The sequence below is a fragment of the Desulfovibrio sp. genome (assembly GCF_014803725.1).
In the GTDB taxonomy this organism is placed as follows: domain Bacteria; phylum Desulfobacterota; class Desulfovibrionia; order Desulfovibrionales; family Desulfovibrionaceae; genus Desulfovibrio.
This window is the reverse complement of the sequence record NZ_JAAVBE010000003.1, coordinates 41,771-54,048: the sequence shown is the minus strand read 5'-3', so window position 1 is coordinate 54,048 and position 12,278 is coordinate 41,771. Positions and strand designations below refer to the sequence as shown.

9 protein-coding genes and 1 pseudogene are annotated in these 12,278 nt (G+C 70.9%); all 10 read left to right on the top strand.

Annotated elements, in window-relative coordinates; translation table 11 throughout:
- Nucleotides 1-7: 7 nt before the first annotated feature.
- The 10 genes and pseudogenes from HDR50_RS00560 (at nucleotide 8) to HDR50_RS00515 (ending at nucleotide 12,272) form a co-directional block, all read left to right on the top strand.
- Nucleotides 8-1,954 (top strand): cytochrome c-type biogenesis CcmF C-terminal domain-containing protein, encoded by a 1,947-nt coding sequence (locus HDR50_RS00560; protein ID WP_291355024.1) that lies wholly within the window; start codon nucleotides 8-10, stop codon nucleotides 1,952-1,954.
- On the top strand, nucleotides 1,947-2,630 hold the full coding sequence (locus HDR50_RS00555; RefSeq protein ID WP_291355022.1) for an ABC transporter ATP-binding protein: 684 nt from the start codon (nucleotides 1,947-1,949) through the stop codon (nucleotides 2,628-2,630). The genes HDR50_RS00560 and HDR50_RS00555 overlap by 8 nt, the downstream gene beginning before the upstream one ends.
- The gene (locus tag HDR50_RS00550; protein WP_291355020.1) at nucleotides 2,618-3,295 is read left to right on the top strand and encodes a heme exporter protein CcmB; all 678 of its coding nucleotides are present in this window, start codon (nucleotides 2,618-2,620) and stop codon (nucleotides 3,293-3,295) included. Before HDR50_RS00555 ends, HDR50_RS00550 begins: the two co-directional genes overlap by 13 nt.
- Nucleotides 3,296-3,955, top strand: coding sequence for a cytochrome c biogenesis protein CcsA (gene ccsA, locus HDR50_RS00545; protein WP_291355018.1), 660 nt, complete (start codon nucleotides 3,296-3,298; stop codon nucleotides 3,953-3,955).
- A gap of 37 nt (nucleotides 3,956-3,992) precedes the next feature.
- Complete coding sequence (locus tag HDR50_RS00540) at nucleotides 3,993-4,130, top strand: CcmD family protein (RefSeq protein ID WP_291355016.1); 138 nt, start codon at nucleotides 3,993-3,995, stop codon at nucleotides 4,128-4,130.
- Nucleotides 4,123-4,815, top strand: coding sequence for a tetratricopeptide repeat protein (locus tag HDR50_RS00535; protein ID WP_291355014.1), 693 nt, complete (start codon nucleotides 4,123-4,125; stop codon nucleotides 4,813-4,815). The genes HDR50_RS00540 and HDR50_RS00535 overlap by 8 nt, the downstream gene beginning before the upstream one ends.
- A gap of 332 nt (nucleotides 4,816-5,147) precedes the next feature.
- Nucleotides 5,148-5,798 carry a tetratricopeptide repeat protein gene (locus HDR50_RS00530; RefSeq protein WP_291355012.1) on the top strand — a complete coding sequence of 217 codons (651 nt, stop codon included), beginning with the start codon at nucleotides 5,148-5,150 and terminating at the stop codon, nucleotides 5,796-5,798.
- A 55-nt stretch (nucleotides 5,799-5,853) separates the two neighbouring features.
- Nucleotides 5,854-10,062: a 7TM-DISM domain-containing protein gene (locus tag HDR50_RS00525; protein ID WP_291355010.1), complete on the top strand. Its 4,209-nt coding sequence runs from the start codon at nucleotides 5,854-5,856 to the stop codon at nucleotides 10,060-10,062.
- Between the two features lie 126 nt (nucleotides 10,063-10,188).
- Nucleotides 10,189-10,611, top strand: coding sequence for a universal stress protein (locus tag HDR50_RS00520; protein WP_291355008.1), 423 nt, complete (start codon nucleotides 10,189-10,191; stop codon nucleotides 10,609-10,611).
- 236 nt (nucleotides 10,612-10,847) lie between these two features.
- Nucleotides 10,848-12,272, top strand: a pseudogene (locus HDR50_RS00515) (phospholipase D-like domain-containing protein).
- Nucleotides 12,273-12,278: the final 6 nt, after the last annotated feature.

Sequence of the window (12,278 nt, the reverse complement as noted above, 5' to 3'; positions counted from 1 at the left end):
AATGCCCATGTATGTCTTCGCCTATGCCATGCTTCTCCTGGCCCTGCTCTGCGCGCTGGGCGGCGGGGGCATGGCGCTGCTCCAGCTCTGGCAGGGCCGGAGCGACCACCTGCGCCTGCTCGAAAAAGCCCAGTGGGGCGTGGCCGGCGCCCTGTTCGTCGCGGCCGCGTGCCTTCTGCACGGCCTGTTCTGGCAGGACTATCGCCTGGAATATGTGGCCTCCTACACGGACGCCATCCTGCCGCTCTTTTACCGGCTCACGGCCTTCTGGGCCGGTCAGCCCGGCTCGCTGCTCTTCTGGGCGCTCGCGGCCGCGCTCAGCGGCTGCATCTTCGCGGTCACGCGCGCCCACGCCGGCCTCACGCCGCGCACGCGTCTCTGGTACGAGGCCTTCAACTGCGCCATCCTCGCCTTTTTCTGCCTTTTGCTCACGAGCTGGAGCAATCCCTTCATCATGCAGGAGCCGGCCCCGGCTGACGGCAACGGCCTGAACCCGCTTTTGCAGAACCCGGGCATGATCTTCCATCCGCCGCTGCTCTTTCTGGGCTATGCGGGCTTCGGCGTGCCCGCCTGCCTCGGCCTCGCGCAGCTCCTCTCGGGCGACGGCGCGGCCGAAGGGCGCTGGTTCCGGCTCACCCGGCCCTTCATCCTCCTCTCCTGGGTGCTGCTCACCGCGGGCATCGTGCTCGGCGCCTGGTGGGCCTACATGGAGCTCGGCTGGGGCGGCTACTGGGCCTGGGACCCGGTGGAGAACGCCTCGCTTTTGCCGTGGCTCGCGGCCACCGCCGGCCTGCACGTCCTCGCCGTGCAAAACCGCAGCGGCAAGCTCGGCCGCGCGTCGGCCGGGCTCATGGCGCTCACGGTCATCATGGCCTTTTTCGCCACCTATCTTACAAGGAGCGGCGTCATCCAGTCCGTCCACGCCTTTGGCGACGGTGGCGTGGGCACGCCGCTTTCGGTCTTCGTGCTGGCGGCGCTCGCCGTCACTCTGTGGGCGCTCTGGTGCGTGGGCCCGCAGGGGCGCCCGCTGGCCTCGCCCGAGAGCCGCGAGGGCGCGCTCGTGCTGGTGGCGTGGATATTCCTCGCACTCGCGGCCATCATCTTGGTGGCGACCATGTGGCCGGTGTTGAGCAAGCTCTGGACCAGCGCCCCGCGCGGGCTGGACGCCGGCTTCTACAACCGCGTCTGCCTGCCCCTGGGCGCGCTTTTGCTGGTGCTTCTGGCGGCCTGCCCCTGGCTTTCGTGGAGCGGCGGCGCGGATGCGGCTGACGGCGGGGCCAAAAGCGGGCCCAAGACTGGTGCGGACTGGCCGCGCCTCATCATGGCCGCAGGGGCCTTTGTGGCGGCTGCGGGGGCCCTGTGGGCGCTCGGCTACCGCCGACCCACGGCGCTCGTGAGTGCGGCCGCGTCCATCGCCATCCTCGTGGATATGGGGCCGCTGCTCCTGCGCCGGGCGGTGCGCCGCTCCCCTCGGGCGCGATCGGCCCTGGGGGCGCATGCGGGGCTCGCGCTCCTCGCCCTCGGCATCGCCTTTTCCGGCCCCTATACTCAGGAGAAAGAACTGCTGCTCGCCAAGGGCGAGAGCGGCGAGGTGGGTGGCTATACGGTGACGCTGGAATCCGTGGCCGACGGCGAGCGCCCGGGCTATGACTACCTTATGGCGCGCCTTGCGGTGAGCCGGGACGGCAAGCCTCTGGGCGTGGTGGCGCCGGAGCGGCGCATCTACGCAAAGTTCGGCAGCATGCAGTTCTCCGAGGTGGATGTCATTTCCAGCCCGGCGCGGGATATTTACGCCTCGCTTCTCGGCATGGACGAAGATTTGCGCGTCTATGTGAAAGTGAGCATCGAGCCTCTGGTCAACTGGATATGGGTGGGCGGCGCGCTCATGTGCCTTTTGCCGCTGCTGGGCCTCGGGGGCGGCCGGTCCCGCGAGGGCGGGGGGCCCCGTGCCTGAAGACGCGGCGCTCCTGCTCGAGGGCGTGGGCAAGCGCTACGGCGCGGCGCGCGTGCTGCGCCAGGTGGACGCCGCCTTTCCGCAGGGAACGGTCACCCTGCTCACCGGGGGCAACGGCGCGGGCAAGAGCACCCTGCTCAAGATCATGGCCGGCCTTACCCGGCCGAGCGCGGGCCGCGTGGTGGTCTCCGGGGGGGCGGACGGCGCGGAAGCGCGCTTAGGCTATGTGGGCCACGCCACCTTTCTCTATCCGGGCCTTACGGCGCTGGAAAATCTCGCCTTCTGGCGCACGGCCCACGGGCTCGCGCTGGACGAGGACGCCCTTTTTGCCCTGCTCGAGCGCGTGGGCCTCGGAGACCATGCTCATGAGCGGGCGCGCGTCTTCTCGCGCGGCATGGCGCAGCGCCTCAACCTCGCGCGGGTGCTCATGCTCGCGCCGGAGATCCTGCTTTTGGACGAGCCGGCCACCGGCCTCGACGCGCCCTCGCGCGCCGTCCTGCGCCGGGAGATCTCCGACGCACGCGGCCGCGGCGCCTGCGTGGTGCTGGTGAGCCATGATTTGGCCGGCGACGCCCCCCTGGCCGACCGGGTGCTGGCGCTCGCCGGGGGCAAGACCGTCTATGCCGGGCCGGCGGCGGACTTTTTCGCCCAAGAGGGGGGCGCATGTTCCGCCTGAGCCTCGCTATCGCCCGCAAGGACCTTTTGCTCACCCTGGCGCGCGGCAACGGGCTGCTTCAGGCGCTCCTGCTCGGGCTGCTCTTGCTCTTCGTGTTCAGCCTTGCGCAGGGGCCCGGCGAAAAGGTGGGCCCGCAGGCGGCCGCTGCCATGTTCTGGCTGGCTTCCGCCTTTTCGCAGGTGCTCATCTTCAACCGCCTCTATGACCTCGAAGAGGCCAATGCCGCGCGCCTCGGCCTCGCGCTCTGCCCGGCGCCCGTGCAGGCGGTGTGGCTCGGCAAGCTCGCGGCCGGGCTGGTGCTGCTTTTGCTGGCGCAGGCCGTCTTCCTGCCGGCGGCCATGGTCTTTCTCGGGCAGGGCGTGACGGCGCAGCCGCAGGCCGGCCTCGCGACACTCGCGCTCGTGGATGCGGGCATGTGCGCCCTGGGTTCGCTGCTCGGGGCGCTGGGCCAGGGGCAGTCCGGGCGCGAGTCCCTGCTCGGGGTGGTCCTCTTCCCGCTGCTGACACCGCTCCTCCTGGCGGGCATCGGGGTGGGCGCCCAGTGCCTGGGCGCGCCCTCGCCGGACGGCCCCTCGGCGTGGCTCCGGCTGGCGGCGGCCTTCGATGCGGTCTTTTTGGGCGCGGGCCTCGTGCTCTTCGGCTTCATCTATCCGGGGGAGGACTAAATGCCCCAGTTGCTCGCCCTCGCCGGCGCCCTCGCCATGGCCGCGGCGCAATGGCTCATCTGGTGCTATGCGCCGGAGGAAGCCACCCTCGGCCTGATGCAGAAGATCTTTTATCTGCACCTGCCGCTCGCGTGGTGGGCGCTCATCAGTTTCTTCATCGTTTTTTTGGGTTCCCTCGCCGTGCTCCTGCGGCGCAGCAACGCGGCCGACAGGCTGTGCGCCGCCGCCGCCGAGGTGGGCGTGCTCTTCAGCGGCCTGACCCTCGTGACGGGCATGCTCTGGGCGCGCCGCTCCTGGGGCGTCTGGTGGACGTGGGACCCGCGCCTCTCCACCGCGCTCGTCATGTGGTTCGTCTATGCGGCCTACCTGCTGCTGCGCGGGCTCGACATGGCCCCGGAACGCCGGCGCCTCGTCTGCGCGGTGGTGGGCGTGGCGGCCTTTCTGGACGTGCCGCTGGTCTTCGTGTCGGCGCGAATCTGGCGTTCCATCCATCCGGCGGTCTTCGCCTCCCGGGAGGGGGGCCTCGAGCCGGAAATGAAGCTCACGGCCGTGGCCTGCGTGGTGGCGCTCGGCCTGTTCTGGGCCGGCCTTGTGTGGCTGCGCAAGCGCCAGCTCGACCTCACGGCCCGGCTGGATGCCGCCGCGGAAGAAGACGACTGAACGGCGCGGCCGCGCCGTCTTTTTGACGGAGGAAATCATGGACACCCTGTACTGGCTCATGGGCGCCAACGCCGCGGTCTGGATCGGCCTCGGCGCCTATCTCGCCTTCCTGGGCGGGCGGCAGCGGGCGCTGGCCCTGCGTCTTGCCCGGTGGGAGCGCAGCGCCCGTGGCTAGCGAATTCACCATTCCGGCGCGCGCGCGGGTGCTCATCATCAGTCTCGGGATCGCGCTCGTGGCCATGCTGGCGGCATCCCTGGCGGAGCGCTTCACCTCCACGGGCCTCACCGTCCGCCACACGCACGAGCCCGCGGCGCAGGCCCCGGCCCCCGGCACCGACGAGGTGGGGCGCCTCATGCAGGAAGTGGCGAAAGACCCGGGCAACAAGGCCGCGCTCGTGGAGATCGCCGAGCGCCTCATGACCATGGGCAGCTGGGACGGCGCCGAGAGCTTTGCCACGCGCGCCCTGGCGTTGGACCCGCGCGACGGCCGCACGCGCTACCTGCTCGGCGTCATCCGCCACAATCAGGGCAAGCACGCCGAAGCGGCGAAACTCCTCGAGGAGGCGCTCAGGGACAAGGACAGCGCGGCCATGCGCTACAGCCTGGGCGTGCTTTACCTCCACTATCTCAACGAGCCCGCCCGCGGGGTGGAGCACCTGACCGAGGCGCTGCACGCGCCGGACGCGGACGAAAGCCTGCGCCAGGCCATCCGCGAGGAGCTGGAAAAGGCCCCGCTGCCCGCAGGGGAGGGCGCTGAAGAAAAATTGGTCGGCGCGCCCTCGGGCGATGCTGCCAAGGCGGCTGCCTCCAAGAAGGGCCGGCCCGCAAAAACCGGGGGGCAACCCGCCGGCACGCGCTGACGGCCGCCCTTGCCTCTTTTTTGCGCCGGTTGTAGAGAAAGAGAAACAATCGCGGCCCGTTGCCGGGCATTTCCCCCGGCGGCGGTGCCATTATGGAGCATGCGGCCCGGCGCCCTGCGCGCCCGAGCGAGGTGGAGATGGCCCGTCGCAGATCCAGGAAAAATGCCGACGCCCCGCGGCGTCCGGCCGTGGTGAATCAGGAAGAGACGCCCGTTTCCGGCGAGGCTGCCGAGGCCCCGGCAGCTCCCGTTGCGCCAACCGCAAAGAAGGCGCCGAAGCGGCCGGGACCTGGGGGGAGCGTATCGTCCAAGCGTCCTGCTCCGGGGCGGTCGGTGCGGCTCTCCACCTGCATCGCGGGCATGGTCCTGACCCTTGTCCTCGGCCTCTATCTGGGGACGCTCCTGCCCGGCGTCCTTCAGGACATTCGCGGCCGCGACACCGCCGTCGCGCCGCAGCAGGTGCTCGCGGAAGCGGCGCCCGCTGCCGCACCGCCGTCGCCTGCCCAACCGGCGCCCGGCCCCGGGGACGCCGCGCGCGGGCTGCCGCCAGAACTCGCCGCGCGCCTCGCCTCGCTGGAAGCGGCCGTCCGCAAGGATCCCTCCTCGGCCGACAACTGGACGCAGCTCGGCAACCTCTTTTTTGACGCCGGCCGCGTCAGTGAAGCCATCCAGGCCTATGAGCGCTCGCTGGCGCTCGCCCCCGGCAATGCGGACGTACTGACCGATCTCGGCATCATGTATCGGGAAAACAAGGCGCCGGAAAAGGCGGTGGAGTGCTTCCGCAAGGCCTTCGCGGCCGATCCGCGCCACGAGAACGCCCTGTTTAATGCCGGCGTTGTGCTCTATAACGACCTCGGGCGCAAGGATGAGGCGATCGCTGCCTGGCGCAGGCTGCTCACGCTCAATCCGCAGGCGCGCGCGCCGGACGGCCGCACGGTTTCGGAAATGGTGCGGCGGCTGGAAGAGCCGACTCGGAGACAATGACGCTATGACGACCCTGGGGAGAAAAGTCCCGGCCCGGCGCCCGCGTGGGGCCTTCATGCCGGGCATGGCCCTTGTTGCGCTGCTGGCGCTCCTTTCGCTGGCGCTGCCGAGCCTTGCCGCTGACGCCCTGTTGCCGGAAGCGCGGCCCGAAGTCTCCGCCCGCGCCGTGGCGCCGGCGCTCGCCGCATTGCAGGCGTCGCGTACACCGGGTGCCCGGCCGCAGCAGGCCATGCTGCCCGTTACGGGCGCCGGCCCCAACCTGTCCCTCTTGCCCTATCTGGACTATCTGCTGGACGAAAGCGGCAGTCTCGACATCGAGGAGGCCGCGGCGCCAGACCGGGCCGACGCCTTTGTGCCGCTTGCGCTCGAAAAGCTGCCGCGCACCGAAGGCGTCATGTGGCTGCGCTTCACGCTGGCGCCCCTGGCCGCGGGCGCGCGCCCGGCGACCCTCCTGCTCGACATGGGCGAGAGCATCCCCGGCACGCCCATGCTCTACGAGCCGGAGCGTAATGACCTGAGCGGCGCGCTGGAGTGGCGCGAATCGAGCCCGGCGCAGCGCAATGTGCTGCTCCTGCCCGAGGCTGGCGCCGAACCGCTCACCTGCTATATCCGCCTTGACGGGCTGCCCGGGCCGTGGTTCTCGCCCATGGTGCGCACCCCGGCGGACGCGGCCACCAACTGGGGCAGCCTCGCGCGCACCGGCGCCATCCTCGCCCTCGGCGTGGTCATGCTCCTGTGCCTTCTGCGCGGGCTCTCCGAAAACGGGCAATGGCGCGTCTGGACCGCCCTGTATGTGGCCGTGGCGCTCGGCCAGGCCCTGCTTGGCATGCCGGAGGCCGGCCCGCACCGCTCCATGCTCGGCCATGCCGCGGCCACCATGGCCCCGGGCATCGCGCTCATGCTCCTGCCGCATGTGGGGCGCCACCTCATGCGCACGCGCCAGCGCGCCCGCGGGCTCGACATCCAGCTCCTCCTGCTTTCCCTGCCCGGCGCGGCGCTGGCCCTGCTGCCGCTCGTGCCCGGCTGGGCGTGGCTCGACCGCTGGCTCGACCTCTGGCCCGCCGGCACCCTGCTCTTTGTGCCCACGGCTCTCGGCGCGTGGCTCATGGGCCTTGGCGGGGCGCGCCGCTTTTTGCTCGGCTGCCTGCTGCCGCCGCTCTTCGTGGCGGCCGGGCTGCTCGGGCTGGATTTCGGCATCCCGCCGAACCTGCTCGCCTCGGCGCCCCTGTGGGGCACGGCCCTGAGCGCGCTGCTCATCGCGGCCACGGGCACTCCGGCGGACATGACAGCGGAAGCCGCCGCTCCCAAGGCGCGGCCGGCTGACGGAAAGGACGCGGACGAGGGCGGCATCATCAATCTCGATCATCCACTGGACGATCCCAATTTGCGTCTCGTTTCGGGTGGCAAGGCCCCGGCCGCTGCCGAGGCCCAAGGCGGCGGGGAGGCCGCGGACGAAGCTGCCACGCAGGCCCCGGGCTCGGCGGAACGGGCCCGGGCCGAAGCTCGCGAGGGCGCCCTGCGCGCGCCGCTGGACGACCTTTTGCGCGAGGGTGCGGCCCTCGAGCAATGCGCGCTGCCCCCGGCCGTGCGGCAATATGCCGCGGCCATGCTGGATGCGGCGCGGCGCATGGCGGATGTGCTCAGCCATGCGGACGCAGGGGAGGGCGGTGCTTCGGGTGACGGCGCGCCAGCGGCGGAAGGCGCGGAGGCCGGTACGGCCTTCGATCTCCAGCGCCTGCTGCGCGAAGCCCATGGGGCCGTGGCGCCGGCCGCGGAATATGCCGGCATCGGCCTTGCCTGGTACATGCCCCCGCATCTCGGGCAGCTCTATCGCGGCGATGCACAGACGCTCGGCGAGACCTTGGGCCTCCTGCTCGAAAGCGCGGTGCGGGCCACCCGGCAGGGAGCGGTGCATCTTTCGGCGCGGCGCGTGCCCGAGAGCAGCGACCCCGGCAATATCCTCTTCACCGTGACGGACACGGGCAGCGGCGCGCCCCCGCGGGAGCGCTCGAGCCTCGCGCTCGCCCGCGCCTGGGAGCTGGCAGCGCGCCACGGCGGCTATGTGGGCATGGAATATGGTCCCAATGGCACGACCATCGCCTTTTCGCTGCATCTGGAGCCGCTGGAGGACAGCGCGGACGACATGCAGGGCGAGAGCCTTGCGCATGTCATCATCGTGGCGGATGACCCTAAGCAGCGGCGCGAGCTCGCGCGCATGGTGGCGGATCTCCCCTGCCGGGTGAGCGAGGCGGCGAGCGAGCACGAGGCTCTCAGGCGCCATGAGGCGGACCCGGCCGTGCTCCTGGTGGCGCAGGGACGTTATGCCCTGCCCGCCGCGGCGGACATGGTGACAAGGTTCATGGAGGCAGCCGCCGGGGCCGGCCTTTCCGGCTGCAAGGTGCTGGCCGTCACCGTGGACGACAGTCAGTGGAACCTGCTCGCGGACAGCGGCTTCACCCATGCCATGCTGGAACCCGTGGACGCCGAGGTGCTGCGCCAGACCGTGCGCGACGTGATGCGCGGGGTGCGCCGCAGCCGGCCCGCGCCGCAGAAAACGGCGGCGGATGCTGAAGAAGCTGCGGCGCCTTCGCAGGCCGGCACATCGGAAAAGAGCCCGGAGGGTGGGGAAGAAACCCCTGAGGCCGGGGCGGCTGCTCCGGCTGCCGAGACTGCGGATACTGAGCCGGCCCAGGAAGTCGCACCTGCCCCGGAAGCTGAGGCGGCTCCCGAGGATGCCGGCGCTACAGCTGAAGCGACCGACGCCTCGGCCGGGGCGCCATCCGCGTCGGAAGAAGCGGAAGTTTCAGCCGTGACAGAAGCGGCCGCTCCGGCTCCTGAAGCCGGGGAGGGCCAGACGGCCGGGGAACTGAGCGGCGAGGAGTGGCACTTCCTGCTGGCGGAACAGGCGGAAAATACCGGCGTGTCCGAGGAGCAGGCACCGGCAGCCGAACCGCCCGCAGAATCCGAACAGCCGGCCGCAGCTGAGGCGATGGAAAGCCCGGCCGAAACCGGGACCGCGTCGGAGCCGGCAGCGGAAACGCCTGCGGCCGGGACTCCCGAGACTCCCGGGCAGCCCGCGGGGGCGACCGCTGCGCCGGCCACCGACGAGCCCGTCTCCTCCCTCATGGACTTTGCGGTGGAGGCAGTGAGCGCAGCCGGGAGCACGCCGGAAGGGCAGGGCGCGGAAATGCCGCAGGCTCCTGCCCCTGTGGTCGCGCCTGAAGCGGAGCGGGAGGAAGCCGTCGCCCGGGAGGCTGGCCCGGCAGACGGCCATGAGGCAGGCGAGACGCCCGTGCAGGAGTCTGCCGGAGTCCTGGCTGCAGAGCCTCCGCGCCCCGAACCATCACGTTCAGACCCAGCGCGCCAGCCGGCCGCGCCCGTAACGGCCGCACGGGCGTCCGTCTATGTGAGCCCGGCCCTGGCGAGCCCCGGGGAATGGGTGGGCGAACCCATGCCCATCGGGACGCCGGTGGCGCGCCGTGACGCGCCGGAAGCGCCTGAAACTCCCCGGCCCGGCGAACCCCGGAAGGAAGAGGTGCGCCCGGCTCCATCGCGGCCGGCGCACGCCGTGCAGCCAGCGCGCACCGGCTACACGAGCCCCAGCGTGCCCGTGCCCGGGGAATGGGTGGGCGAGCCCATGCCCATCCTGCGCAAGGCGCCGCAGTCGGAGTCGGCGGCGGAAGTGGCTGCGCCCGCAGCCCCTGCGGAAGCAGCGGCAGCGGCCGCAAGCGCCTCCGCGTCGGGCGCCGCTGCCGACGAGGGCGGTTCGTTCATGGATTTCATCGTGGGCGCCACGCCAGTGGATGCCCCCGAAAAGCCCGCGCCCAAGGCCCCGGGCGGCGTGACGGACTTTGTGGAAAGAAGCGTCTCGCTTGTGACGAGCGCAGTTTCTTCGGCATTTGCGCCGGGTAGGAACGAGGCCGACGCCCCTGCCCCAGCGGAAGCGGCGGCCACGTCGCCCGTGCCGCAAGCGCCAGAGGCTCCCGGCCCGGATCCTGCCATCCTCGCCCTGGTGGAGCGCCTGGACGCGGCCATGGCGCAAGCCGTTTCCGCGCATGCCGCGGGGCGCGGGCAGATGGTGGCCCAGGCCGCAGCGGCCATCGCGGAAGAGTCGGAGAGCTTCGGTTTCAGGGTGCTCGCGCGCATGGCGCGCTGCGTTGAGCGGGCCGGGCGCGCCGGCGACATGAACGCGCTCCGCGACCTGCTCCCCGAGCTCGAGGTCTCGGTGGAGCGCAACCGCATCGCCCTGACCCAGCGGAGGTGAGGCGGCATTGCCCGTTGCGGCCTTCGGGCTTGCACAAAGCGCCGCGACATGCCAACATGGAAACGCAAGGCCCGGGCAATGGCGCGCCATGCGGTGGCTCCGGGGCGCGAATCGAAAGGAGGCGTCATGTACAGCAAGGTTCTTTTGCCGGTCAACGGCGAATCCCGCGGCGAACGCTCCCGGAAGGCCCTGGAGAAGGCCATGGCCGTCTGCTCGGGCGAGATCGTCCTGCTCCATGTGACCGAGCCCATCTCGCAGGTGGTGGGGGGCGAGGCGCGCGTGGAGCTGCAGCGCGAGGAATCGGCCGAGGGCATGACCCTGCTCTGCCCCATCATCGAGATCCTCGAGAATGCGGGCGCGGCCTTCCACACCCGCGTGGAGCCTGGCACCATCGCCGAGACCATCGTGCGCATCGCCGATGAGGAAAAGGTCGACCTCATCGTCATGTATACTGACGGCCGCGACGGTATCAGCGACATGCTGCTCGGCTCCATCACCGAGCGGGTGCTGCGCAATACGGGCGTTGATCTCCTGGCGGTGCGCAACTAGGGCTTTTGCCCGAAACGCGCTCCCTGCTGGCCCCGCGCCCGCGCGGGCTGCACGGAAGGCGCTTTTCCGCCAGCGGGGGCAGCCGCAAGGCCGCTTGGCGCCCCTGGCGGCAACGGCTCCGCACTCGCTGTGCGCGCTCCGGCCGGTGGTGCGGGGCACCCGTACGCGCCGCGCTGTCGCGGCCGCCCTTGTCCCAGCCCCCGCGCTGCCTGTAACCGCCTTCTTGCACGCTAGCCATGCTCGTTTTCCATATCCTCCTGGGCCTTGTCATCCACAGCCTCTCCTGGGTGGCGGCCATCCATGCGCTCCTGACCAAGCATGATCCCCGCTCCGCTCTGGGCTGGACGGCGTGCGTCTTCCTCGTGCCGCTCGTGGGGCCGATGCTCTATGCGCTCTTTGGCATCAGCCGTGCCCAGAGCCACGCGGAAAAGATCCTGCGCCGCGAGGCCGCCCATGACCCGGGCCGGGCGCTGCGCGCCTGCTCTCCCGTGCCCCCGGGCACGGAATCCCAGCCGGAGAGGGAAGAGCCCGTCATCCTCGCGGGCACCGGGCGCCGCCTCACCGGCGTGCCGCTGTGCGGCGGCAATGCGGTGACGCCGCTGCACAACGGGGACGAGGCGTACCCGGCCATGCTCGAGGCCATCGACGCCGCCAAGTCGCATGTCTTTCTCGCCACCTATATCTTCAATGCCGGCAAGGCCGGCCACGCCTTTGTGGACGCCCTGACCCGCGCCGCCGACCGTGGCGTGGACGTGCGCGTGCTGGTGGACGGCGTGGGCGCGCTCTATTCCTGGCACAAGCCTTGGGAGGTGCTCAAGCGCCGCGGCGTGCGGACGGCGCGCTTTTTGCCGCCCTCGCTCGTGCCGCCGCGTTTCTCCATCAACCTGCGCAACCACCGCAAGGTGCTCGTCTGCGACACCGTGGGCTTCACCGGCGGCATGAATATTTCGGACGGCAACCTGGCCNCNGCGGGNANNCACCGCATCCAGGACATGCACTTCCGCTGCGTGGGNCCNGTGGTGAGCAGCCTGCGCNACGCCTTCGTGCTNCACTGGGGCTTCTGCACNGGCGACTATGCNCCGCCCCCGCCCATGCCCATNGNNNCNNCCGGNGACCACCANTGCCGCGTNGTCGTGGACGGCCCCGGCAACGACGCGGACGTGATCAACGACCTNATCTGCAGCGCCATCAACATGGCNCGCAAGCGCGTGCGCATCATGACCCCGTATTTCCTGCCCTCGCACGACCTCATGGGCTCCCTGCGCTCGGCCGGNCAGCGCGGGGTGGANGTGCGCGTGGTGCTNCCCGCCAANAACAANCTGCCCTACATGAACTGGGCCACCTNNNGGCTNNTGCCNGGGCTGCTCNCNGCCGGNGTGCGCGTNCTCNTNCAGCCGCCGCCCTTCGCNCACACCAAGCTGCTNGTGGTGGACGNNTNTTANACCCAGGTGGGCTCGGCCAACCTNGACGCNCGCTCCCTCAGGCTCAATTTCGAGCTCAACATGGAGATNTTNGACCCNNCCTTCGCNGCCGGCATNGCGGACTTCATCGACGCCGCCGTGGANAAGGGNACNGANATCACCCTCGCCGAGCTCAANGCCGAGCCCCTGCCCGTGAAATTGCGCAACGCGGCCTGCTGGCTCTTTTCGCCCTATCTCTGAGGGCGC